This is a genomic window from Paenibacillus solani (assembly GCF_001277345.1).
Classification (GTDB): Bacteria; Bacillota; Bacilli; order Paenibacillales; family Paenibacillaceae; genus Paenibacillus_AQ; species Paenibacillus_AQ solani.
Genome location: NZ_LIUT01000001.1, coordinates 2,859,193 through 2,884,935, shown reverse-complemented (window position 1 = coordinate 2,884,935; position 25,743 = coordinate 2,859,193). Strand labels below are relative to the sequence as shown.

General features: G+C 48.0%; 24 protein-coding genes. All 24 read left to right on the top strand.

What is annotated here, in order from left to right; all coding sequences use genetic code 11:
* The first annotated feature begins 5 nt into the window (after window positions 1-5).
* The 24 genes from AM231_RS13005 (at window position 6) to pgsA (ending at window position 25,696) form a co-directional block, all read left to right on the top strand.
* Window positions 6-968: a bifunctional riboflavin kinase/FAD synthetase gene (locus AM231_RS13005; RefSeq protein ID WP_053492679.1), complete on the top strand. Its 963-nt coding sequence runs from the start codon at window positions 6-8 to the stop codon at window positions 966-968.
* 156 nt (window positions 969-1,124) lie between these two features.
* A complete protein-coding gene (gene rpsO, locus AM231_RS13000) occupies window positions 1,125-1,394 on the top strand; it encodes a 30S ribosomal protein S15 (protein WP_053492680.1) in 270 nt (89 codons plus the stop codon).
* 405 nt (window positions 1,395-1,799) lie between these two features.
* Window positions 1,800-3,905: a polyribonucleotide nucleotidyltransferase gene (pnp, locus tag AM231_RS12995; protein ID WP_053492681.1), complete on the top strand. Its 2,106-nt coding sequence runs from the start codon at window positions 1,800-1,802 to the stop codon at window positions 3,903-3,905.
* Between the two features lie 140 nt (window positions 3,906-4,045).
* Window positions 4,046-5,032 carry a polysaccharide deacetylase family protein gene (locus AM231_RS12990; RefSeq protein ID WP_054402946.1) on the top strand — a complete coding sequence of 329 codons (987 nt, stop codon included), beginning with the start codon at window positions 4,046-4,048 and terminating at the stop codon, window positions 5,030-5,032.
* A gap of 91 nt (window positions 5,033-5,123) precedes the next feature.
* Entirely contained in the window at window positions 5,124-6,392 is a 1,269-nt protein-coding gene (locus tag AM231_RS12985) for a M16 family metallopeptidase (RefSeq protein ID WP_054402945.1), read from the top strand.
* On the top strand, window positions 6,367-6,813 hold the full coding sequence (gene dut, locus AM231_RS12980; protein WP_207383570.1) for a dUTP diphosphatase: 447 nt from the start codon (window positions 6,367-6,369) through the stop codon (window positions 6,811-6,813). Before AM231_RS12985 ends, dut begins: the two co-directional genes overlap by 26 nt.
* Before the next feature lie 474 nt (window positions 6,814-7,287).
* Complete coding sequence (gene dpsA / locus AM231_RS12975; RefSeq protein WP_054402944.1) at window positions 7,288-8,184, top strand: dipicolinate synthase subunit DpsA; 897 nt, start codon at window positions 7,288-7,290, stop codon at window positions 8,182-8,184.
* On the top strand, window positions 8,185-8,775 hold the full coding sequence (locus tag AM231_RS12970; RefSeq protein WP_053492684.1) for a dipicolinate synthase subunit B: 591 nt from the start codon (window positions 8,185-8,187) through the stop codon (window positions 8,773-8,775).
* A 252-nt stretch (window positions 8,776-9,027) separates the two neighbouring features.
* Window positions 9,028-10,242 (top strand): aspartate kinase, encoded by a 1,215-nt coding sequence (gene dapG / locus AM231_RS12965; protein ID WP_054402943.1) that lies wholly within the window; start codon window positions 9,028-9,030, stop codon window positions 10,240-10,242.
* 117 nt (window positions 10,243-10,359) lie between these two features.
* The gene (gene dapA, locus AM231_RS12960; protein WP_054402942.1) at window positions 10,360-11,241 is read left to right on the top strand and encodes a 4-hydroxy-tetrahydrodipicolinate synthase; all 882 of its coding nucleotides are present in this window, start codon (window positions 10,360-10,362) and stop codon (window positions 11,239-11,241) included.
* Between the two features lie 225 nt (window positions 11,242-11,466).
* Complete coding sequence (locus AM231_RS12955) at window positions 11,467-13,146, top strand: ribonuclease J (RefSeq protein WP_054402941.1); 1,680 nt, start codon at window positions 11,467-11,469, stop codon at window positions 13,144-13,146.
* Window positions 13,147-13,431: 285 nt separating this feature from the next.
* Window positions 13,432-14,208 carry a ClpP family protease gene (locus tag AM231_RS12950; RefSeq protein ID WP_053492688.1) on the top strand — a complete coding sequence of 259 codons (777 nt, stop codon included), beginning with the start codon at window positions 13,432-13,434 and terminating at the stop codon, window positions 14,206-14,208.
* Window positions 14,205-14,441: a YlzJ-like family protein gene (locus AM231_RS12945; protein WP_054402940.1), complete on the top strand. Its 237-nt coding sequence runs from the start codon at window positions 14,205-14,207 to the stop codon at window positions 14,439-14,441. Before AM231_RS12950 ends, AM231_RS12945 begins: the two co-directional genes overlap by 4 nt.
* A gap of 46 nt (window positions 14,442-14,487) precedes the next feature.
* Complete coding sequence (locus AM231_RS12940) at window positions 14,488-17,139, top strand: FtsK/SpoIIIE family DNA translocase (RefSeq protein ID WP_207383569.1); 2,652 nt, start codon at window positions 14,488-14,490, stop codon at window positions 17,137-17,139.
* Window positions 17,140-17,344: 205 nt separating this feature from the next.
* Entirely contained in the window at window positions 17,345-18,160 is an 816-nt protein-coding gene (gene sleB / locus AM231_RS12935; protein WP_053492691.1) for a spore cortex-lytic enzyme, read from the top strand.
* 131 nt (window positions 18,161-18,291) lie between these two features.
* The gene (gene yfmF / locus AM231_RS12930) at window positions 18,292-19,572 is read left to right on the top strand and encodes an EF-P 5-aminopentanol modification-associated protein YfmF (RefSeq protein ID WP_054402938.1); all 1,281 of its coding nucleotides are present in this window, start codon (window positions 18,292-18,294) and stop codon (window positions 19,570-19,572) included.
* Window positions 19,573-19,575: 3 nt separating this feature from the next.
* Window positions 19,576-20,856 (top strand): EF-P 5-aminopentanol modification-associated protein YfmH, encoded by a 1,281-nt coding sequence (gene yfmH / locus AM231_RS12925; RefSeq protein ID WP_054402937.1) that lies wholly within the window; start codon window positions 19,576-19,578, stop codon window positions 20,854-20,856.
* Window positions 20,856-21,626: an elongation factor P 5-aminopentanone reductase gene (gene ymfI, locus AM231_RS12920; protein ID WP_053492694.1), complete on the top strand. Its 771-nt coding sequence runs from the start codon at window positions 20,856-20,858 to the stop codon at window positions 21,624-21,626. Before yfmH ends, ymfI begins: the two co-directional genes overlap by 1 nt.
* Before the next feature lie 105 nt (window positions 21,627-21,731).
* Window positions 21,732-21,986 (top strand): DUF3243 domain-containing protein, encoded by a 255-nt coding sequence (locus tag AM231_RS12915; RefSeq protein ID WP_054402936.1) that lies wholly within the window; start codon window positions 21,732-21,734, stop codon window positions 21,984-21,986.
* A gap of 204 nt (window positions 21,987-22,190) precedes the next feature.
* Window positions 22,191-22,958, top strand: coding sequence for a DUF3388 domain-containing protein (locus tag AM231_RS12910; protein WP_054402935.1), 768 nt, complete (start codon window positions 22,191-22,193; stop codon window positions 22,956-22,958).
* A 48-nt stretch (window positions 22,959-23,006) separates the two neighbouring features.
* Complete coding sequence (locus tag AM231_RS12905; RefSeq protein ID WP_054402934.1) at window positions 23,007-23,951, top strand: helix-turn-helix domain-containing protein; 945 nt, start codon at window positions 23,007-23,009, stop codon at window positions 23,949-23,951.
* 76 nt (window positions 23,952-24,027) lie between these two features.
* Complete coding sequence (locus AM231_RS29075) at window positions 24,028-24,201, top strand: hypothetical protein (protein WP_165593399.1); 174 nt, start codon at window positions 24,028-24,030, stop codon at window positions 24,199-24,201.
* Between the two features lie 145 nt (window positions 24,202-24,346).
* Window positions 24,347-24,838: a YajQ family cyclic di-GMP-binding protein gene (locus AM231_RS12900; protein ID WP_053492698.1), complete on the top strand. Its 492-nt coding sequence runs from the start codon at window positions 24,347-24,349 to the stop codon at window positions 24,836-24,838.
* 270 nt (window positions 24,839-25,108) lie between these two features.
* Window positions 25,109-25,696, top strand: coding sequence for a CDP-diacylglycerol--glycerol-3-phosphate 3-phosphatidyltransferase (gene pgsA, locus AM231_RS12895; RefSeq protein WP_054402933.1), 588 nt, complete (start codon window positions 25,109-25,111; stop codon window positions 25,694-25,696).
* Window positions 25,697-25,743 lie beyond the last annotated feature (47 nt).

Sequence of the window (25,743 nt, the reverse complement as noted above, 5' to 3'; positions counted from 1 at the left end):
AGATCATGAGAATTGTTTCTTTGTCTTATCCTGTATCTGCTGAAATCGCAAAAGAAGCTGCCGAGCCGAAGGTCGCTGCCATCGGTCAATTCGACGGTCTTCATCAGGGACATGCCAGCGTGCTTACGACAGCGATTAATATCGCTCGGGAGAATGGAGTGCCCGCTGCACTTATTACCTTTTATCCTCATCCGAAAGATGTAATCGGTAAAGGAAATTACGAAGGATATTTGACCCCTCAGCCAGACAAACAGAGACTGCTTGAGGAGATGGGCATCGATATATTGTACATTGTCGAGTTTAATAAGGAGTTCTCCCAAATCAGTCCAGACACATTTGTTGAAGAGATGCTGTTTCCGCTGAATCTGCAAACGGCTGTGGTCGGCTTTGATTTCCGCTTTGGGCATAAGGGAGCAGGCGATGCGGCCGAACTTCAGAAGCTTGGCGATGGCAAGATGTCTGTCGTTACAGTCCCGCCATTCTTGGTTGATGGCGAGAAGGTAGGGAGTTCAGCCATTCGGATTGCGCTAAAAACTGGCAAGCTATCAGATGCAAACCGTTGGTTCGGACGAAATTATCATATCCGCGGCAGTGTCATCCATGGGGAGAAGCGAGGAAGAAAGATTGGTTTTCCAACGGCTAACCTGGAATTGACGGATCCTTATGTGGTCCCGGCCCTGGGTGTATATGCTGTCCGTGCACGCATGGATCATCAAGACAACTGGATTCCGGGTGTGATGAATGTTGGTGTAAAGCCTACATTTCATGAAGGGATCACAAAGCCGATCTTCGAAGTTCATCTGTTTGATTATGATGGAGATCTGTACAATCAGTTCATGACGGTGGATTTGGTTCAATATATTCGTAAAGAGCATAAATTTGAATCGGTTCAGGAACTCGTTGAATGGATTCAGCGGGATGCGGATGAAGCACGTAAAATATTGAACGCCAGCGAATCAAAATTTTAGGACAATTTGTTGGCAAACCGATTTTCTTTTTCAGGTAAAGTATGCTATACTCTTAGAGGTTGCCCGGAAGACGGGCAATTTTAACCTTGGCTTGGATGCTCGATCTCACCGTCGGTACCTGGGCCAATGGCGATTATAATGAGGGAGGTGAACAGGATGGCATTGACTCAAGAACGTAAACAACAACTGATTGACGAGCACAAAACTCATGAGTCCGATACAGGATCTCCAGAGGTGCAAATCGCTATCCTAACGGAAAATATTACGAACTTGACTGACCACTTGCGTTCGCACAAGAAGGATCATCATTCCCGTCGTGGATTGTTGAAAATGGTCGGCCAACGCCGTAAGTTGCTTGCATACTTGAAAAACAAGGATGTTAGACGTTACAGCGCTTTGATCGAGAAGCTTGGATTGCGTCGCTAATCATCTATAAGATGTGCCGAAAACAGCCTGGTTGTCCACTGTCCTTCTTGGAACGACAGCGGACAACCGGGCTCTTTTCTCAGTATTGTACAATTTATGTTGTCGATTTACCCCACAAAGTACTGCTTCAGCTTCATAGGCTAAACTTCGCTTTGTGGGGTTATCTTCATATAGATTCTTTTATGCTTGAAGGATGTAAGTTAAGTTTGGCATAAATTCGCTTAAGGGTATAACCAGGGGCAATTTATACGGAGAATATACTTAGACGGTTCGGATTGTTCCTATACATAGGTTCGTGATGTTGGACCGCTTGGATAGCTCTGATTAAGAAATGCGGACAGTGCTTTGCAGAGTAGGCTGAAATAGTGATTTAACAAAAAATTGTTCCCCATGAGGAGGGATTGCATGGAAACACGTGTTGAAATGGAGCTTGGCGGAAGACCCCTTGTATTCGAAACAGGGCGACTTGCGAAGCAGGCAAATGCGGCTGTTATGGTTCGTTACGGCGAAACAGCAGTCCTGTGTACAGTGACAGCTTCCAGTGAACCGAAGGATCTGGATTTTTTTCCATTGACGGTTAACTATGAGGAGCGTTTGTATGCAGTTGGAAAAATTCCCGGTGGATTCATCAAGCGTGAAGGCAGACCAAGCGAGAAAGCAATTCTTGCAAGTCGTCTGACTGACCGTCCGATTCGTCCGCTGTTTCCGGAAGGATTCCGTAATGACGTACAGGTTCTGAATCTGGTGATGAGCGTGGATCAGGATTGTGAGCCGGAAATTGCAGCGATGATCGGTACATCCGCTGCCCTGAGCATCTCCGATGTGCCTTTTAACGGTCCGATCGGCGGAGTTGCGGTTGGCCGAGTGGACGGCAACTTTGTTGTGAATCCGAATATTGCACAGCAGGAAGCAAGCGATATATATCTGGTCGTATCTGGAACTAAAGATGCGATCATGATGGTTGAAGCCGAAGCTAACGAAGTTCCAGAGGAAGTTATGCTGGAAGCGATTATGTTTGGACATGAGGAAATTAAGAAAGTCGTGGCCAAGATCGAAGAACTCGTAGCTGCTTGCGGTAAAGAGAAGATGGAAGTCAAGCTTCACGCTGTCAATGAAACCGTGAATCGCGAAGTTCGCGAATTTGCAGAAGCTCGTCTTGTTGAAGCGGTCCGGATTGAGGAGAAGCATGCTCGTCAGGATGCGATTGACGCGATCAATGACGAAGCTTACACCGTGTTCGAAGAGAAGTATCTTGAGACACCTGAGCTGTTGAAGGATGTTAAAGAAGTTCTTCATGATATCGTGAAGGAAGAAGTTCGACGTTTAATTACGCATGACAAGGTTCGCCCGGATGGCCGTGGCCTGTCCGAGATCCGTCCTATCGATTGCGATACAAGCCTGCTGCCTAGAACGCATGGTTCGGGTCTGTTTACGCGTGGACAAACCCAGGCTCTTAGCGTATGTACTTTAGGTGCTCTTGGTGATGTCCAGATTCTGGATGGCATCGATCTGGAAGAAACCAAGCGCTTTATGCACCACTATAACTTCCCGCCGTTCAGCGTAGGGGAAGCTCGCCCGCTTCGCGCACCAGGACGTCGTGAAATCGGACACGGTGCACTAGGTGAGCGTGCATTGTCCAAGGTTATCCCGAATGAAGTGGAATTCCCGTACACCATTCGTCTCGTATCCGAAGTTATCGAATCGAACGGTTCGACTTCTCAAGCAAGTATATGCGCAAGCACACTCGCTATGATGGATGCAGGGGTGCCGATCAAAGCACCTGTGGCCGGCGTTGCGATGGGCTTGATTAAAGACGGAGAGCATGTTTCCATCCTGACGGATATTCAAGGCATGGAAGACCATCTGGGCGACATGGACTTTAAAGTTGCAGGTACGCCTGAAGGGGTCACTGCTATCCAGATGGATATCAAGATCGACGGCATCGACCGTGCAATTCTCCAGGAAGCGCTGCAGCAGGCAAAAGAAGGACGCATGCACATTCTTGGAAAAATGGCAGAAGCCATTCAAAAGCCAAGAGAAACATTGTCGCAATATGCGCCTAAAATTATTACGATGCAGATCAATCCGGATAAAATTCGTGATGTCATCGGCGCCGGCGGCAAAATTATCAACAAAATCATCGAAGAAACCGGCGTGAAGATTGATATCGAACAAGACGGCCGCGTATTTATCGCATCAGCCAACGATGAGATGAACAAGAAAGCTCTTTCGATTATCGAGGGCATCGTGCGTGAAGTAGCGGTTGGCGAGATCTATACAGGTACGGTCAAACGGATTGAGAAATTCGGTGCGTTTGTTGAGATCCTGCCTAACAAGGACGGGCTTGTTCATATTTCCCAGCTGTCCACAGAGCGCGTAGCTAAGGTCGAGGATGTGGTAGCTATCGGTGATGTTATTACCGTGAAAGTTACTGAAATTGACCAGCAAGGACGGATTAATCTCTCTCGCAAAGCTGTTCTGACTGCGGAAGGCGCCAAAAGCGGATCTTAATTCGAGTTTGCAGGTATAACAGCATATAGATAGAAGGAAAAGAGGCAGAACCTATCATTCTGGCTCTTTTTTCATCACATATTTCCGCCTCTGCCCTCATAGAATGGGACAAAGCTTCTTGAGGAAAGGTGGATAGGCCGATGGATGGGAAAAAGATGGCTGTACTGCTGACCGGTGCCGCAATGGTGTCGGCTGTTGCTGTGTTCAGCGGCGCTTGGGGATACATAACGGGGCTGGAGAATAAGCCGGAGACGCATTTGGTTAACGGCTCAGAATCAGCAATGGATCTGAATTTATTAAGTCAGATTGAAGCTGAGGCGGCAAAATCACGTATCGAGCCGATCGATGCTAGGGTGGATTCGGTATGGAAGGCCATTCCCGGTTACAATGGGCTTGAGATCGATATTGAAGCTACATACAAAGCGGCATCATCGAAAAAGCGAAAAGCTGGGGATGCCATACCCTTTGTGTATCGGCAAATACCGGCCAAGGTAACACTCGATAATTTGGGGGAACAACCGATTTATCGCGGGAATCCCAACAAGCCGATGGTCTCACTGATGATTAATGTAGCTTGGGGAAATGAGTTTCTGGTGCCCATGCTGAATACGCTGGATGCAGAAAACATCAAGACTACCTTTTTCCTGGATGGAAGCTGGTTGAAGAAAAACCCGGATTTGGCTGCTGAAATTATGAAAAGGGGCCATGAGATCGAGAATCATGCTTACACGCACCCGAACATGAGCCGCCTCAGCAGAGAGCGGGCAGAGATGGAGATAAAGAAGACGCAGGATTTGCTCAAAGAAAGCCTAGGTGTGGAGAACAAGTGGTTTGCCCCACCTTCCGGTGATTTTAATCAGCAAACCGTGTCCATCGCGCATGCAAGGGGTTTAAAGACAGTGTTGTGGACGCTCGATACGGTTGATTGGAAACATCCTGCGCCGGAAGCGGTCATTCAAAAGATATCCACAAAGGTAGAGCCGGGTTTCTTGATTTTGATGCATCCCACAGATTCGTCGTCCCAAGCACTAAAGGGAATGATCGATGGGATACGTGCCAAAGGCCTGCAGATTGGAACGGTCAGCCAGACGCTTTCATCGGAGCGAATCATGCCACAAGGAAGTTGAGCCGCTTGGTAAAGTTTGATAGAATGAATGGATGGCATGAGGCTGTTAATCAGCTAAGTCAGCCTGGATGGAACAGTTAGGGGGGCCTCTCGTGAAAAAAATACTATTATCTAACGGCCTGAGAGTGGTTATGGAGCAGATCCCGACAAGCCGTTCGGTATCATTCGGGATATGGGTGAAGACCGGTTCTCGCAACGAATCTGCGGATATTAACGGGATTACGCATTTTATAGAGCATATGATGTTCAAAGGGACGGAACGTTTCGATGCTCGTGGCATTGCTGAAGAATTCGATGCAATCGGAGGCAATGTAAACGCCTTTACGTCCAAGGAGTATACATGCTATTACGCCAAGGTGCTGGATGAGCATTTTCCGATTGCAGTCGATGTATTGTCTGACATGTTTTTCAACTCGAAGCTGGATGAAGCAGAGCTGGCGAAGGAGAAGAATGTCATTCTTGAGGAAATTGCTATGTATGAGGATACCCCGGATGATTTGGTTCATGACTTGATGTCTCTATCGGTGTATGGGGATCATCCTTTGGCTTATCCGATTCTCGGTACGAAAGAACGACTGGAATCCATGGATTCGCAGGCATTGAAAGCTTACATGCGTAAACATTATACGATTGAAAACACGGTGATTGCCCTTGCCGGCAACATTAATGATGAAGTTATTGAGCTTTTGGAGAAGCATTTTGGCGGCTTTGCCAATCAAGGAAGCTCCGAGTCGCTGGCTGTGCCAACCTTTTTGGACGGCGTTCAGTTCCGTAAGAAAAAAACAGAGCAGAATCATATCTGCATGTCGTTTCCTGGATGTTCCATCGGGGATGATCTCCAATATGCGATGGCGCTGCTGAACAATGCGGTTGGCGGCGGTATGAGCTCTCGGTTGTTTCAGGAAATACGAGAAAAACGCGGTTTGGCCTATTCAGTATATTCGTATCACAGTTCCCATGCGGATAGCGGCATGTTTACCATCTATGCGGGAACGGCGCCCAAGCAGACCAAAGACGTGCTTCAGCTGACTACGGAAATGCTGCAGGATTTGGCTCAGAACGGCATGACGGAAGATGAGCTGCGCAAGGGGAAGGAACAGTTGAAGGGAAGTCTTATTTTAAGTCTGGAGAGCACAGGCAGCCGGATGAACCGCTTGGGTAAGAACGAATTGATGCTTGGCCGTCATTTGAGCCTGGATGAGATTATTCAGCGTGTCGAACAAGTCAGCATGAAGGATGTGGATGCTGTTCTTGATCGTATGTTTGGTACATCTTATGCGCTGGCGATGGTAGGAACTTCAGATAGAGCACTTGATGGGCTTGGGAGGAATGAGTTTGTTGCACTACGTTCAAATCAATAGATTACCAGGTAATGAGGATGTTAAACTTCCGGTAAAAATGTCCGAACTCGCTGCAGGATTTGACCTGCATGCAGCCGTGACCGAACCGGTCGTTTTGAGTCCGGGCGAGCGTCAATTAATTCCGACTGGCTTTGCAATTGCCATGCCGGCAGAATTAGAAGCACAGATCCGTCCTCGGAGCGGGTTGGCTTACAAGCATGGAATCACCTGCTTGAATTCCCCGGGTACGATCGATGCCGACTATCGCGGGGAAGTGAAGGTGCTGCTCGTGAATTTGGGACAAGAAGCCTTTACTATCGAGCGCAATGAGCGAATTGCTCAGATGGTGTTCAAAACGGTACCTGCTGTAGAATTTACAGAGGTGGACGAATTGTCCGACACGGTACGCGGATCAGGCGGGTTCGGCCATACAGGTAAATGATCCCGTTTAGATGAGAATAAACATAAAACAGAGAAATGGCGGTATCAGAGATCAACTCTGTGCCGCCATTTCTCTGTTTTAAACAGCGCCGCCTTCTTAAGCAAATAGTAGGCGAGCGAAGACATCCGACCTTAAGGCTCACCTTCGACAGACCTCGAAGCAGCGGAGAGAACGAAACGATTCCGGACCAGCGGTAGCGGTCGCCTAAAAGCTTTCCAAAGGAAAGCTACATCGGAAGCAGGTGCTTTGCCCCCGAATTTCTTCCTAGTTAAAATCATTCCAAGAAATTTGGGGGCAACAGCGAGGGGAGGAACGTTTCGTACGCGGAGCGTCTTGCACGAAAAAAGAAGCTGCCCTAAGGCCTTTGATTTACTGCGTTAAGGCGGTAGTTTAACGGAAATACCTTCACCTCCCCATAGGCGGCGGCATAAGATGGGTCTATACATTGGTTTGAAGAAAGGAGCGAGGCCTTCCATGCTGACTGGAGTCCGGACCGTCTTTGTTGGAGGAGACGCAAGGCAAATTGAAGTCATTCGCAAATGTGCTGAGATGGATGCCTCTGTCATGATCACCGGGTTTGAGAAATTGCAGGATTCTTTTCAGGGAGTGACGCGGGAGCCGCTTACGCCAGAGCTGTTATCGGGGGCTGATGCTCTAATTCTGCCTGTCGTGGGATGTGATGATGAGGGCCGTGTCAGCGCGCTCTTCTCTGAAGGGGCGCTTAGACTGCAGGAGGAGCATATCGCAGCGATGCCCGGACATGGTGTGATCTATACTGGCATGGCGAAACCTTATTTGCGCTCGCTATGTGACAAATATAAGATCAAGCTGGTAGAGATTTTGGAGAGGGACGATGTCGCCATCTATAATTCCATTCCGACAGCGGAAGGGGCACTGATGATGGCAATCCAAAATACCGATTTTACGATCCACGGATCAACTAGCATGGTCCTCGGTATGGGCCGTACAGGATTCACCATGGCTCGCAGTCTGCAGGGATTGGGTGCCAAAATCAGGATGGGAGTACGTAGATCAGAGCATTATGCAAGGGCCGAAGAGATGGGCTGGAAGCCCTTCATGATAAGGGATTTGGGGTCCTTTGTGTCGGATATTGACTTGCTTTTTAATACGATTCCAACTATGATAGTCACAGCACAAATCATCTCAAAAATGCCTCGGGAGGCCGTCATTATCGATCTCGCCTCCGCACCTGGCGGATGCGATTTTCGCTATGCCGAGAAACGGGGAATCAAAGCCATGCTCGCACCCGGACTACCCGGAATCGTGGCTCCAAAAACAGCAGGTATCATTATGGCCAACACGCTGGTGGAGCTGATTTCTGAAGAAATCAAGATTCGGGGGGATGCGTAGATGAATTGGAATGGAATTACCGTGGGCTATGCCTTGACAGGATCACACTGCACGCTTGAAGAAGTGATGCCGCAGATCCAGCGTTTCAAGGATGGGGGAGCGAATGTGATACCGATCGTATCGAGCACGATCATGACTACGGATACTCGATTCGGTACGTCGGCAAATTGGCAGGCACAGTTGAAAGATATAACCGGGAATGATATTATTTCTACAATTGTGGAGGCGGAGCCGCTAGGTCCATCCAAGCTTCTGGACGTTCTCGTGATTGCACCTTGCACGGGCAATACGACCAGCAAACTGGCCAATGCGATGACAGACAGTCCTGTTTTAATGGCGGCCAAAGCACAGATGAGAAATTGCAGACCGCTCGTTTTGGCGATTTCAACGAATGATGGCCTGGGATTGAATGCGGCCAATATCGCCAAGCTGCTGGTCACAAAGAACATCTATTTTGTTCCATACGGACAGGATAATCCGCAGCAGAAACCAAACTCGCTGGTGGCCAAAATGGACCTAATTCCGGAGGCGTGTTACGCGGCTCTGGAGGGTAAACAATTGCAGCCGATGATCGTGGAATATGCAACTTAATGCCTAAGTGAAGCAAACCCATCAATATACAGAATAACGGCATACTCTGAGCGATTTTTGTCGAATGCGCCCGGTTTACGCTGGAAGACGTTTAAATAATGGCATAAGCGTAATCCGGTGTCGGTGTTACGCTATATGAATCGCTGAATCATCATCGTGATCATACGTAAACGGCCAGGCTGAATAGCCGGCCGTTTCAGTCGGTCTTGCCCCCTTACATTTCCCGGGCATATTTAAACGGAGGAATATTATATGCGCATCTTAGTTCAAAAATTCGGCGGCACATCATTGTCTACACCGCAAGCAAGAAGTCATGTCATCGGGCATATCAAGCGTGAGCTGGCCAACCAATATCAATTGGTGGTGGTAGTATCGGCGATAGGACGCCGCGGCGAGCCTTACGCTACAGATACCCTCTTGGACTGGATCGAGCATAATGGTAATGCTTTACCAGACCGGGAGCGGGATTTGCTGCTCTGCTGCGGTGAGATTATATCAGCTACAACACTGTGCAGCTTGCTTCAGCATGAGGGAATCACTGCAACCGTACTGACTGGAGCACAAGCCGGATTTCTTACAGATAATCACTTCGGAAATGCGCGGATTAAGGATGTCAAGCCTGAACGGGTTCTAAATGAGCTGGAATCTCACCAAGTCGTTATTGTCACCGGTTTCCAGGGACAAACCGATAGCGGTGATTTTACGACACTTGGCAGGGGCGGAAGTGATACGTCAGCGACTGCGCTAGGGGCTGCGCTTCGTGCGGAGATGGTTGATATCTATACGGATGTCAACGGAATTCTCACTGCAGATCCACGGATTGTAGAGGATGCTAAGCCGCTTGTTCACGTAAGCTACACGGAAATCTGCAATATGGCTCATCAAGGCGCTAAAGTTATTCATCCTAGAGCAGTTGAGATTGCTATGCAGTCCCAAATTCCGGTCAGAGTGCGGTCAACCTTTTCGGATAAAGAGGGAACTTTGGTTACCCAGCCTGAGGGCTTTCGAGACTCCTATTCCGGAATCGTGGACCGCTTTGTGACGGGAGTTGCATATGTAAGCAATATTACGCAAATCTCAGTGGAATGTGACCGCACGGAGGGTCTCCAACTGAAGGTATTTAAATCGATGGCCGAACATTCTATCAGCGTTGATTTTATTAATGTAACCTCAACCGGGGTGCTTTATACGGTGTTTGACAGTGATTCGGAGAAGGCAATCGAGGTGCTGCAAAGCCTGGATTTGAAACCGAAAAGCTTGTCTGGATGCGCTAAGGTATCGGTGATCGGCGGCGGCATCAACGGAGTTCCGGGCATCATGGCCAAAATTGTAGAATCATTGAGCGAGCATGATATTCCGATCCTGCAATCCGCAGATTCGAACACAACGATTTGGGTTCTGGTGAAGAAGGAAGATATGGCGCAAGCCTTAAGAGCTCTGCATCATACGTTTGAACTTCACAGATAACCCCCATTGCTCCAGCTATATTTATATGATCAACGTTTCTTATGAAACATAATATTATTTATAAGATTACTTACGAAAGAAGCTCTCCCTTTCGGGAGGGCTTAAGGAGGAATCATTGTGGATTTCGGAAGATTGATTACAGCTATGGTAACCCCTTTTGAGCCTAATGGCGGGATTAATTGGGACGAGACCGCGAAACTGATTGAGTATCTGATCGTGGAGCAGAAATCGGATTCATTGGTCATCGCTGGCACAACCGGCGAATCACCTACACTAAGCGAAGCAGAGAAGCTCGAGTTGTTTAAATTTGCGGTGAAGCAGGCGGCGGGACGAAGCAAAATTATTGCCGGTACCGGAAGCAACGATACTGCACATTCAGCAGATTTGACGAATAAGGCAGAGAACTGCGGGGTCGACGGTATATTGCTCGTGGCTCCTTACTATAACAAACCGAACCAGGAAGGTCTGTACCAACACTTTAAGGCAATTGCAGAAGCAACCTCGCTGCCTGTAATGCTGTACAATGTGCCTGGACGTACGGGCATCAGCTTAAGCACAGCTACCACCCTGCGTCTAGCTCAAATTCCGAATATCGCTGCGACCAAGGAATGTGCTTCAATCGATCAGGTTACCGCCATCGTGGCAGGTGCTCCGGAAGGGTTTACCGTATATTCCGGTGATGATTCCGCTGCATTACCTGCGCTTGCAGTCGGTGCCTATGGTATCGTAAGCGTGGCCAGCCATATCGCCGGCGCTCAGATGAAGGAGATGATTGGGGCTTATGTGGAGGGAAAAGTAACAGAAGCCGCCAAGATTCATCAATCCTTGTTCCCGCTGTTTAAAGGACTCTTTGAATGTCCTGACCCGCTTCCGAATCCCGCTGCGGTCAAGTTTGCACTTAATGAGCGAGGCTATCAGGTGGGCGGTGTTCGTCTGCCGCTCGTATCGCCAAGTGAGAGCGAGGCAGCTTTTATCCGTAATATCCTGTCTTCTTTATAAAGCTAGTCGATAACAATAACAAGCCATTGCCTTCCAAGAAGGCGATGGCTTTTCTGCGTTTTAAACCTTTCTGTTTCGGGGCATCCTATGACACACGAAGGCGGCTGACTTGTGTTTTCACTTTTTCATCATGTATAATGAGTTCAAGTGACTGGGTGCGGTATTTTTTTGAAATTTAATATAACAATGGTACGACGTCCAAAACTATAGGAGGGTTAGATACATTTGTCTAAGAAAATAAGCAACGATAAACTATCGATTTTTGCCTTGGGCGGCGTCGGTGAGATCGGGAAGAATATGTATGTCATCCAATATGCCAACGACATCGTCGTCGTGGATGCGGGATTGAAGTTCCCAGAAGAAGATATGCTTGGGATTGATATTGTTATTCCTGATATTAGCTATTTAACGGAAAATCGCGACAAAGTGAGAGGGATTCTACTGACTCACGGTCACGAGGACCATATTGGTGGCCTCCCGTACGTGCTTAAGCATCTGAATGTTCCTGTGTATGGAACGAAATTGACGCTCGGATTAGTGGAGAACAAGCTTAGAGAAGCAAATCTCCTCGGCGAAACAAAACGGATTTTGATCAATGCGGATTCGGAAGTACAACTTGGAAACACATTGAAGGCGACCTTCTTCAAGACGAATCACAGTATTCCCGATTCAGTCGGTATCTGTATCGAAACACCGGAAGGCAATGTAGTTCATACAGGTGACTTCAAGTTTGATCACACTCCGGTAAATGACCAATATGCAGATCTGCAGCGTATGGCTGAGATCGGAAGCAAAGGGGTATTGGCTCTTCTGTCTGATAGTACAAACGCAGAGAGACCAGGCTTCACGCCTTCTGAGAAAAATGTGGGCATCGTGTTGGAAGATATTTTCCGCAAGGCGGAGCAGCGTGTAGTTGTAGCAACGTTTGCATCCAATGTGCACCGGATTCAGCAAGTCGTTAATGCTGCCGAATCCACGGGACGCAAGATTACGGTTATCGGAAGAAGCATGGTAAACGTTGTATCAATTGCAGCCGAACTGGGGTATCTTCACATTCCGGACGGAATGTTGATCGAACCTGAAGAAGTCAACAAAATGGCTGCGGATCGCGTAGTCGTTCTGTGTACAGGCAGTCAGGGAGAACCTATGTCAGCGCTAACACGAATGGCGCGTTCTACTCACCGTAAGGTGGATATTTTACCGGGAGATACGGTTATCATCGCCGCTACACCTGTTCCAGGAAACGAAAAATATGTGGGCCGTACCATTGATGAGCTGTTCCGTCTGGGAGCAGATGTCATTTACAGTGGATCCAATTCAGGTGTCCATGTTTCAGGTCACGGTAGTCAGGAAGAACTCAAGCTGATGCTGAATCTGATGAAACCGCAATTTTTCATCCCTGTCCATGGTGAATACCGGATGCAGCGCCGTCACGCTCTCCTCGCAGAGTCTGTGGGTGTCGATCCAGACAACATTTTTATTACTGATATCGGTGAAATTGTAGAAATTCAAGGCGGTTCAGCTCGCAAAGCTGGCAAAGTAACTGCAGGTAACGTTCTGATTGACGGACTTGGTGTGGGCGACGTAGGCAATATTGTACTGCGTGACCGCAAACTTCTGTCCCAGGATGGTATTCTGGTCGTTGTTGTTACCTTAAGCAAGCAAAACGGCTCTATCGTTTCCGGCCCTGATATTATTTCGCGTGGATTCGTATACGTTCGGGAATCCGAAGGTCTTCTGGATGAAGCAAACCGTATCGTTTCCAGCACACTTCAGAAGCTGATGAGTGAGAACGTGAATGAGTGGGCGTCACTGAAAACAAGCGTAAAGGATGCTTTGGGACGCTTCTTGTATGAACAAACCCGACGCAGACCGATGATCTTGCCGATCATTATGGAAGTCTAATCAGGACAATCTAATAAATCAGGCACACAGTCGCCCCTTTTTCGCAGGTAATAATTGGACGGTTTCCGCGAAAAAGGGGCTTTTTATATGCATTTTCAAGTTCACCTAAAACCTTCACAAACCGTTGAAGTAACCCCTCTCTGAGAGGGGTTCTTTGGATTGGACATACCCAGCAAAGAGATCTTTTGGATGCTTGAAGCATAAAGGAGTACCTTCATTTGCCATACTAATGAACAGCTATGCGATAGTTGCAGCAAGACATTAATGTAAAGGCAGGGATGCGTGATGGACAACGCTCAAGGGACGACTGGCGCAAAAAAAGCAGGATGGAGTGGCGAGACAGAAGCACCATCGATCATTCCCAACGAGGGTAGCAAGCAAGCGGCTGTGACTGATACCATTCAGCAGTTAGGGCAAACAGGGCTCCCAAACGGTGGAGAATCCAACGTATTTTGCATGACCATTATCGGTCAGATTGAGGGTCATATTGTTCTTCCACCTCAAAACAAGACAACTAAATACGAGCATATGATCCCACAGCTGGTGGCAGCGGAGCAGAATCCGCGAATTGAAGGGCTGCTGATCATTCTGAACACCGTTGGTGGTGATGTGGAGGCTGGACTTGCGATTGCCGAGATGATTGCCTCTCTCAGCAAACCTACTGTAACGGTCGTTATTGGAGGAGGACACAGTATCGGTGTACCGATCGCGGTTGCGGCAGACCACTCCTTCATTGCGGAGAGTGCAACGATGACGATTCATCCGATCCGGATGAGCGGATTGGTCATTGGCGTACCACAAACGTTTGAATACATGGAAAAAATGCAGGAGCGCGTTGTACGTTTCGTCACAAGTCATTCAGGAATAACAGAGGAAATGTTTAAGGATCTGATGTTCAAGACGGGAGAACTGAACAGAGATATTGGTACAGCAGTCTCGGGATCGGACGCCGTAAAGTACGGCCTGATGAATGAAGTAGGCGGAATCGGACAGGCATTAAGCCGTTTGAACAGCATGATTGCGGAGCGTAAGACGATCCATCCTGGAGGTATTACACAATGACTTGGTACAGCGTAATTCCAATGGATTATACGGGGGTGCATGTAGGGGAAAAGGCAGCCGTGTTGTCCAAGGAAGTCCGGGTGGAGGGAATATTGATGGAGGTTGAACCTCTTGAAGAGGATCAGGCGAAAATTGTCCGCTTACTGGATTGTATGCTTCAGGATTATTTGAATCCCCGGTATGCCCCAGGAGCCATTATTCGCTATATCCCGACGATGAAAGATGAGGCTTAAGGCTGAAAACAGAACATAGGTACGCCACCGAATATTATGCTATAATATGGATTCGGGGGTGACACTTTTGGCAAAACGGAAGAAAAAGAAGAAGGCAGCCTTTGCAGCCGTACTGAAATATGAAATTTATGGGATTGTATTGATGACACTCTCGGTCATCGCATTATCCGGAGAAGCACCGGTGGGGCGTTCCCTGTCCAAGATGTCGGGATTTCTGCTGGGCAAGTATTATTTTATCATCCCCCTAATTGGTATTTATTACGGGTTAATGGTGATGATTCACCGGAAATGGCCCAAGCGATGGAACAGCAGACGTACCGGTGTTCTTCTCGTGGTATTATCGCTCACTCTAATGAGCAGTATCTCAGGTCTGGAGTCTAAGCTGGCCCCAATCGGACAATTGAGCGCATCGAATGCGATGAGCCAAATACATAGTGATTTACAGGGTGAACTGCTGCATGCTGCAGAGGACGATGGTCGTCATCCTGTGATGGGCAGAGATATTAGCGGTGGTTACGTCGGAGCCCTGCAGTTTGCCCTTTTGTTCATGCTGTTCGGCAGTATAGGAGCTAAGCTGATTATGATCGTCATGCTGTTTATCAGCTTTATGCTGATTACCAATCTGTCCTACGTTGATTTGATGCGTATGTTCCGGATAAGGGTTGTGAAGGCTGGGGAGCAGATTCAGAAAAAAATGAACAGCCAGCAAACCAAATCCAGAGCCGCAGCCAAATTAAATGCGAAGGAACAGCGCATGCCATTGCCTGTGGATTTGGATGAGGAAGATGATCTGGATGATATGGAAGACATAAAGCTGCCGCGCCGCAAAGCGCCGCAATTCTTTCAGTTATTCGGCTTGAGGGGCAACAAGCAGGACGAGGGCGCACAAGCGGTTGAGGATCCGATGGATGAGAGTGCTCCTGTATTTACGGCTGGTAACGGATTAGATACGCATGAGAAGGGCGAAGTTGTCCTGTTCAGCCGTCAGGATCAGCCGGAGAAGGAAATCGATGCTGCCATCTCTACAGCCGACGCTATACCTTCGTCGCCGATTATCCGCGATTTCTTTGAGCAGGTAAAACAAGAAGGGCAGCTGGATGATGAGTATGACGAACCGGAATCCGGAATGCCTGCAGCAGCACATGAAGACACGCAGGATAATTTAGCTGCTGATTCAGTAGGTGATTCTGATACAGCAAGTGAAACGGCGATGACGGGTGACGATGGGCTGGAGGGCATGACAGCTGCAGCCCCTCCGGCTCCACCGCCCAAGCCGTACAAGCTGCCGCCGTTCCGGCTGCTGTCCAAACCGAACAATAGCGGTAAAGGCGGCGATCAGAACGATTATATGCAGACCGCTCGCAAGCTGGAGGCAACGCTTGAAAGTTTCGGCGTTCGAGCTAAAGTCCTGGAGGTGGTGAGAGGCCCGTCTGTAACCCGCTATGAAATCCAGCCGGATATTGGCGTCAAGGTCAGCCGGATCGTAAACTTGACCGATGATATCGCGCTTGCCCTTGCAGCCAAGGATATTCGGATGGAAGCCCCAATCCCAGGAAAGTCAGCAATCGGGATTGAGGTGCCAAATAATGAAGTATCACTCGTGACCATGAGAGAGGTTATGGAGACACCGACATTTCAGGACGCGGAATCCAAGCTGTCGATTGCCTTCGGCCGTGATATTTCAGGTCAGACAATTGTCGGCAATCTGGCCCGGATGCCCCATCTTCTTGTTGCAGGTGCTACAGGCTCGGGTAAATCCGTTTGTATCAACGGTATCATTACCAGCATTTTGTATAAAGCGAAGCCGGATGAAGTCAAATTCCTGATGGTCGATCCGAAGATGGTCGAGCTTAATGTTTACAATGGGATTCCACATCTAATGGCGCCGGTAGTAACCGACCCGAAACGGGCATCTCTCGCACTGAAAAAAATCGTGGTTGAAATGGAGAAGCGGTATGAGCTTTTCTCCAAATCGGGGACACGAAATATTGAAGGCTACAACAATCTGATGAAGGATAATCTGCCCGCGGTATTGCCGTATATCGTTGTCATCGTGGATGAGCTGGCAGACTTAATGATGGTAGCAGCTAATGATGTTGAAGACGCGATTACGCGATTGGCCCAAATGGCGCGTGCCGCCGGGATTCACCTCATCATTGCGACGCAGCGTCCGTCGGTGGATGTCATTACCGGCGTTATTAAAGCGAATATCCCGTCGCGTATAGCGTTTGGTGTGTCCTCTCAGGTTGATTCCCGAACGATTCTGGATATGGCGGGAGCCGAGAAGCTGCTCGGTCGCGGAGATATGCTGTTTATGCCGATGGGCTCGTCCAAGCCGATTCGGGTGCAAGGAGCCTTCATGAGTGATCAGGAGGTTGAGAACATCGTGGATTTCGTCCGCGATCAAGGTCAGGCTGAATATGATGAGTCGTTGGTGCCGGAGGTTGAGGAATCAGCGAATTCAGACGATGAACAATTGGATGAGCTTTATGAGCAGGCGGTAACCATTGTCCTGGAAGCTAAGCAGGCATCGGTGTCACTGCTGCAGCGCAGAATGCGTGTCGGTTATACCCGTGCAGCCCGTCTGATTGATTCCATGGAGGCACGCGGGGTTATCGGTCCTTATGAGGGCAGCAAGCCGCGGGAAGTATTGATGTCGATCGAGCAATATCAACAGCAGCAGAATCGAATTAGTTAAACGAGATAAATCCGGCATGCTTTTAAGTTTCACCCGGATATACAGATACCGTGAGCCGTTTCTCTTCGGAGAAGCGGCTCCTTTTTGTCATGGTGGTATTTGTTCTCCCGCTTGGTTATTGGAGGCTGGTGCATAGGAAATTGGCAGGCTTGTCATACTAACAGCAGTGAGACATGGTAAATCACAAGAGAAAGGTAGAGCGCAGATGAAAAACTCAAAAATCTGGATTACGATAAGTATCGCAGTTCTCTTATCTGCTGTTGTTTTGGTTCCGGGAGAGCTTACAGCAGATCCCTATTCGAATCCTCAGGAAGCTTTGCCCACCTTCAGTCAGCAGGTTATTCAATTCGGCTCTACAGGTGAAGATGTATATGAGCTGCAAGGCCGTCTGAAATATCTGGGGTTTTATTACGGGAAAATCGACAGTGTATTTGGTTCCAAGACGCAAGGGGCCGTTAAATGGTTTCAATCGGAATTTGGCATGGAAGTTGATGGTGTCGTTGGACCGAAGGTTAAGCTTAAACTGTATAATGCAACGAAGGACTTCCGTCCGACTGCTCCCAAGCTTCACGAAGGTGGAGGCGGTGCAGCGGCAGGTGGTGGCGGAGGTCCAGCAAACAATGAAAGCGGCAATAACAACCTAGCCTCTTCTAATTCAATGGGCCTTTCAGAGAACGATTTGAGAATTATGGCGAATGCCGTGTATGGCGAAGCGCGAGGAGAGCCGTTCGAAGGCCAGGTTGCCGTAGCGGCGGTTATTCTCAATCGGGTAAAATCACCAAGCTTCCCGAATACGCCGCATGGGGTTATATTTGAGCCGAGAGCCTTTACCGCGGTAGCCGATGGTCAAATATGGCTTGAACCGAACGAGCAGGCGAAGAAAGCAGTACAGCAGGCGCTGAGCGGCTGGGATCCGACAGGGGGCTGTCTGTACTATTTCAATCCGAAAACGGCCACCTCCCCTTGGATTTGGACCCGCCCTCAAGTCAAGACCATCGGTCAACATATATTTTGCATGTAAGCCGTATCCATCCTCAGAGCAACCGGGCCCTGTCTTCGGTTGCTTCTTCACTTTGCAATGGGTTAGAATGAAACTTAACAATGAAGTAAATCTATGGCAACGACAATCCATGATGTAAGGGGATTTGGACCTTGACTAAAACGGAATTTGAACACGGAACAGCCGGGGGAATACGAATTCATGTGTTGCCCACGAACCGATTCAAGACATTTGCGATCTCGCTTTATGCCGGAAGTCAGTTAGCTGAAGAAACCGTGACTTCAACGGCGCTGACGCCTTTTGTACTGCGGAGAGGCACCGTTTCCTATCCGGAAACAAGGGCTTTTCGCGAGCGACTGGAGCAGCTGTACGGGGCTGGATTTGGATTTGATGTGTATAAGCGCGGCGATTACCAGATCGTGCATTTCCGCATGGACACAATCAATGATTCTTTTGTTAAAAGTTCAGAAAGCCTGCTCCGATCTTCCTTTGCTTTTCTGGGCGAAGCTTTCACGCAGCCTGCCCTGGAGAATGGAGTGTTTCGCAAATCTTATGTACAGACTGAGCGTGACACAGTCCGCAAGAAGCTGGAATCCATCGTCAATGACAAGATTCGTTATGCAGTTGAGCGCTGCATTGAGGTTATGTGCAAGAACGAACCGTATCGATTGCATCCGCTAGGAGAACGGAAGGATCTTGACAATATCACGCCGGAAGGCTTATATGAATCCTATCAGAAGTGGCTCAATGAAGCCGTACTGGATCTATACGTGGTTGGCGATACAAGTTTGGATGAAGTGAAGAAGCTCGTAGAGGAGCATTTTAAACTGAATAGAACAGGTGGTAAGGATTATGTTCCTTCTTCCACCCGAACTGCATCTACCGAGACACAGACGGTTGTTGAGAAGCTGGACATAAACCAGGGTAAGCTCAACATGGGTCTTAGAAGTACAATTACTTACGGAGATGATGAGTACGCCTCGGCGCTTCTCTATAATGGTATTTTGGGCGGCTATCCACATTCGAAGCTGTTCGTTAACGTGAGGGAGAAGGAAAGTCTGGCGTATTACGCATCTTCCCGCTATGACGGTCATAAAGGCATTGCAACGATCCAGTCGGGGATCGAAGTACAGAATTTCGAGAAGGCCGTCGAAATTATTCGTCAGCAGCTCGATGATATGGCGAAAGGTGCCATAACAGATATCGAGATGTCCCAGACGAAAGCGATGATCCGCAATGTGATCAGAGAAATGCAGGATTCCGCTTTTGAGATGATCGCCTATGATTTCAACCGGACGCTGTCTGGACGTGAACGCTCGCCTGATGAGCTGCTAAACCAGGTTGAGAGCATTACAGTGGATGATGTGAAGCAGGCAGCTTCAGCATTTTCACTGGATACGATCTATTTCCTGAAAGGTCAAAAGGAGGAATAGCCAGTGGAGAGCATTCATTATGACAACCTGCAGGAAACGCTGTATTACGAAGTAATGGATAATGGTCTGCATGTGTATGTGCTGCCTAAACCCGGCTTCCAGAAAACCTATGCGACCTTTGCAACCAAATACGGCTCGGTGGATAACCACTTCAAGGTTGAAGGGGAGTCCGAAATCCGGGTACCGGACGGTATTGCGCATTTTCTCGAACACAAAATGTTTGAGGAGCCGGAAGGCGACATTTTCGCCAAGTTTGCATCTAATGGTGCCTCGGCGAATGCCTTTACAAGCTTTGACCAGACGGTGTATCTCTTCTCTGCAACGGAGAACATTCATGAGAACTTGGAGACGCTGATCGATTTCGTTCAGAATCCCTACTTTACAGACCAAAACGTGGAGAAGGAAAAAGGCATCATTGGACAGGAAATCAACATGTACCAGGACAATCCGGATTGGCGCGTGTATTTCGGTTTAATCGAAGCGATGTACAAGGTCCATCCGGTGCATATCGATATTGCCGGTACGGTGGAGTCCATCGGGACCATTACAAAGGAAGACCTGTATACATGCTACAATGCGTTCTATCATCCGAGTAACATGCTGCTGTTTGTGGTCGGAGGTGTTGACCCACAGGAAACGATGAACCTGATTCGAGCGAATCAGGCGGCGAAGTCGTATGACAAGCAAGGTTCGATTGAACGTCTATTCGATCAGGAGCCGCAGGAAGTTAGAGAAAAGCGGAAAGAAAGCCGCCTGGCTGTCTCGCTTCCGAAATGTCTGTTCGGGTTCAAGGAGAAGCAGGTTGGCTTAAATCCGGAGGACCAACTGCGCCGCGACTTAACGACAAAGCTGATGATGGACCTGTTGTTTGGCTCCAGCACGCAACTGTACCAGAAGCTGTACGATGAGGATCTGATCTCTGACAGCTTCGGTCATGAATATAATAGCTCGCCGCAGTATGCTTTCTCTGCAGTGGGCGGCGATACGAAGGACCCCGATCAGCTGCTTGAACGGATCCGCTCCGAAGTAGATAAGCTGAAGGCAGCTGGTTTCCAGGCAACGGATTTCGAGCGTGCCCGCAAAAAGAAAATGGGCGGATATTTGCGCATGCTTAATTCTCCGGAGAACATCGCCCATGAATTTACACGTTATCAATTCCGGGGCGCCGACTTATTTAAGGTTCTGCCGGTTTATGAATCCATCACCTTGGAAGATGTGAACCGCCGCTTGCAAGAGCATATTGATTGGGATCAACTGGCTGTATCGATCGTTGTGAGTCCGTAATGAAGCAAGACATGGGGAGAGACTTGAAACCGATCGGAGATATGACGGTACTGATTACAGGGGCCAGCAGAGGGATTGGAGCAGCCGTGGCGGAGCGTTTCGCCTCGGTTCGCATGAATGTCGTTATCCACTATATGAATTCACATGAAGCAGCCAACGAAGTTGCACGGCGCTGCATGGCATATGGGGCCAAGGTGTTAACGGTGTCTGCCGACCTTCGGGACAAAGAGCAAATTATGCGGATGAAAGAGAAACTTCAAAGTCATGGTATGGAGCCGGATATCCTTGTGAATAACGCAGGGGTATCCCACTATGGGCTTTTGTCAGATGTGACTGAAGAACAATGGGACACGCTCATGTCTATTAATCTAAGGGGCATGTTTCTGTGTTCCCAGGCGTTCATGGGACGGATGGTCTCCAATCGCTTTGGCAGAATTATTAATGTATCTTCGATCTGGGGGTTATCGGGCGCCTCTTGCGAGGTGCTGTATTCGACAAGCAAAGGCGGCGTTAATGCTTTTACTAAGGCGCTCGCCAAGGAGCTTGCACCTTCAGGCGTAACCGTTAACGCCGTGGCTCCAGGGGCAGTGGATACGTCGATGCTGGGGCATCTGGAAAAGGATGAAATTCGCATGCTAGAGGAAGAAATTCCTGCCGGTAGGCTGGCTCATCCTGACGAAATTTCATCTTTGGTGTATTTTCTTGCACTGCCTGAGTCAGGGTACATCACGGGTCAAGTGATTAGCCCTAATGGCGGCTGGGTGACTTGATGATTATTCGTGGTGCATTTCACCACTCATAAGTTTTGGCTGCGGGGACATATTACTATTGTTATTTAAATCTGAATTGCCACAAGCAAAAGGAGGATTTAACTTATGTCATCCGTAATCAAAAACTTCGACTCCTGGAAAAAATTTCTGGGCGAGCGCGTCGTTCAAGCTGAGAAGGCAGGTATGAGCGAAGACACGATTTCCCAGCTTGCTTATGAGATTGGTGATTTCCTTGATGAGAAGGTAGATCCGCAAAACTCGTCAAACCGGGCTCTGAAAGAAATATGGGATGTGGGTAACGAGGAAGAACGCCGTGTGATCGCACGTCTGATGGTGAGATTGGCCAAGAACCACGCCTAATTCAATGCAAAAAGCCCCCTGCTTACAGGGGGCTTTTTGTCAAGAAAAAAGAATGTAATTTTCATGTTACCGTTAATACTTGCCTTTCATTTTTATTTTATATATCATTAACGTGACCCATTTTTAATTTGACCTGTTTTATGTGCGTTTTTCGCTGGAATTTGTCGAATATTGATGGAAAAGAAGTAACAAAGAGGTGTCTTTGTGGAATCGAATCAGTGGTACATGGAATACAAGATACATAAGAACCGGCCTGGTCTTCTAGGTGATATTGCTTCTGTGCTCGGTATGCTTGAAGTGAATATATTGACGATTAACGGCGTAGAAGGTCGAACCCGCGGAATGCTGCTTGAAACGGATGATGAAGAAAAAATAATTCTGATGGGCAAAACGCTAAACAAAATGAAGAATATTACGGTTACAGCCTTGAGACCCCCTAAATTGGTGGATATATTGGCTGTCCGACATGGACGATATATTGACCGGGACTCGGATGATCGTAAAACATTTCGTTTTACACGTGATGAGCTCGGTTTACTTGTTGATTTTTTGGGTGAATTGTTCAAAAGAGAAGGCAATCAGGTTATCGGTCTACGCGGGATGCCTCGTGTCGGCAAAACGGAGTCTATTATCGCCGGCAGCGTCTGTGCGATGAAGCGATGGACCTTCGTCTCCTCTACGCTCCTTCGGCAGACCATCCGCAGTCAGCTCTCAGAGGATGAGATGAATTCAAACAACATTTTCATCATAGACGGAATTGTCAGCACGATTCGCTCCAATGAGCGCCATTATCAGCTGCTTCAAGATATTATGAAAATGGACAGCACAAAAGTGATCGAACATCCCGATATATTCGTTCGCGAATCCGAATATTCTTATGATGATTTCGACATTATAATCGAATTGCGAAACAATCCGGAAGAAGAAATCGTTTATGATACGTTCACGGGTTCTTATAGTGACGATTTATAATATTTGTTTTTGATTTGACCACGAATTTCTAAAGTAGGAGGTGATGGCATGTCCGAACTGGGACAGCAATTAAGGGAGGCACGTCTGCAAAAAGGGATGAGCCTTGATGACGTGCAGGAAGTGACAAAAATACGCAAGCGATACTTGGAAGCCATCGAGGCAGGGGATTACAAAGTACTTCCCGGCAGTTTTTACGTGCGGGCATTCATCAAAACCTATGCGGAAGCGGTGGGGATGGACTCGGATGAATTGCTTGAAGGGCATAAACAGGATGTCCCTAAAACGGAGCCAGAGGCGACCATGGAACCGGTTATCCAAAAGCGCGCCAGCAGACCTACAGCCGAACGGAATATGAAATGGCTGCCTACACTGCTGATGTGGACGTTTCCGATTCTGATCGTCGTTGTTATTTATTGGGTGGCTATCCACTCAAATGAACCAAAGGATGAACCACCTACTGGCAGTAATGAGCAGGCACAGACCGAGCAAACCCAGAAGCCGCAAACTCCGGATACCAATACGCCAGGTGATGGAGCACAGGGCGGAGAGAACGTACCGGACGATTCGGCTAACGGAGATACAACCGGTGAAGGTACGGATGGAACAGAGGGAAATGAAGTCGATGAGCCTGGAGATACTGCGACTGGAGAAACTACGGTGACCCAGGACAGAACGGAGGGTAAGAACACTGTCTTTAAGGTAACCGGCACTTCTGTTAAGGTGGAGATTGTGGCAGCTAGCGAAGGAAAGAGCTGGGTCGAAGTATACCGCGGTAGTAATGCTTCCGGTGGAGAGAAACTTGCTTTCCAGATGCTGGAGAATGGAGCTAAGTTGAGCTATGATCTGGACAGCCAGGGACTGTACATCAAGTCGGCCAATTCTGCAGCTACCACTATCACAGTAGGCGGTCAGACCGTAACAGATGGGAAATCCACATCGCGTATTGTGCTGGAGTCCGCAGAAGGCTCAGCAGGTACTTCGGATACAGAATAATTGCCTGTCACCCAGGTCATCATAACAGCATGCGGCAGCATGCTGTTATTTCACTTCCTGAAAGAGGCGATACTCGGTGACGGTGAACTGGATTGTATTCGGATTAGGTATGATCGTCAGCCTTTTGGGATATTATTTAATACCAAACGACTGGGGATACGGCATCTTAGGCTTTGGGCTGGCACATATTCTACTAGGCATACTGAGTATGTTCCGTCGTCCGGTACAGAATGAGAAGGCTGAACATTGATGGGGCAGGCTTCGTTTTCGCCAGACTGATGGTGAATAACGAAGTCTCTTTCGCCATTTAGGGGCATTGATCATACGAAATTAGACTTGTCTCACGGTTTTTCCTATAATAGAAATCATATCGTTCATGAAAGGAAGGATTCACCATGGCTTCAGAAAATTCATTTGATATCGTATCCAAAATGGATATGCAGGAACTTAACAATGCGGTTAACCAAGCGGAGAGGGAGATCGAGAACCGTTTTGACTTCAAGGGGAGCAAGAGCAGCTTGAAGCTGGACAAGGAGGCATTGGTCATCACCTCCGATGACGAGTATAAACTCAATGCTGTTATTGATATTTTACAAACCAAGATGGTCAAGCGGGGCTTATCGCTCAAGAATGTTGATTATGGAAAAATTGAACCAGCTTCGATGGGTACTGTACGACAGCGGTTGACTTTAAAACAGGGGATCGATCAGGAAAATGCTAAAAAAATCAATATTTTAATTCGTGATTCCAAGTTGAAGGTCAAGAGCCAGATTCAAGGAGACCAAATTCGGGTAACCGGAAAAAATAAAGATGATCTTCAACAGATCATGCAGATGCTTCGCAAAGCAGATCTAACGGTGGATTTGCAATTCACGAATTTCAAATAAATGCCTTTCCTTTCTAATGCAGGGATGTCACTTAGGAAGGAGCGGGGCATAGTAATTTTGACAGCGCATCAGCTGAAATATTATACTAAAAAACGATATATAAGCATTAAACGTATACATAGATTGCTGGGGGATGAATATGACAGATAGTGATTCAAGCTTCAAACCCTTAAGGCTCTTGGGAAGAGCAACCCAAATGAAGTACAGAAGGATTACCGCAGCGAGGTTCGCCGAGATTTCAAGACAACCCGTCGCAAGGGAGGTTGCTGCATGAATTTACCCAACCGCATCACGCTGGCCCGCATTTGCTTGATCCCTGTCATGATGATTTTCCTGCTGGTGGATTTTGATTTCTACCCTGCCCCCTTGGAGTGGAACGATTTTGTCCTGCCCTATAATCAATTGATTGCGGCATTGATATTTATATTAGCAGCGAGCACAGATGGGATTGACGGGTATTTGGCCCGCAAGAACAATATGGTCACGAATCTGGGGAAACTTCTGGATCCGCTGGCGGATAAACTGCTGGTGGCGGCCATACTCATATCGCTCGTAGAAATGGGGAAATGTGAATCCTGGATTGCTGTCGTGATTATTAGCAGAGAATTTGCGGTTACTGGACTACGGCAGATCGCACTTTTGGAAGGCTCCGTTGTTGCAGCAGGTCAATCAGGAAAAATCAAGACGGTGATTCAAATCGTGGCCATTGTTGCCCTTCTGATCAACAATTTCCCGTTTGTTTTTCTGGGGATTCCGTTTGACGTGATTGCAATTTGGGCTGCCGCCATCATTACGATCTATTCAGGAATCGAATATTTTGTCCATAACAGGCACCTCCTTAAAGGTACTGGGGCATAATCGCAATAGGAGCTATCCTATTGCTTTTTTCTTCCTTAGGATGGGTA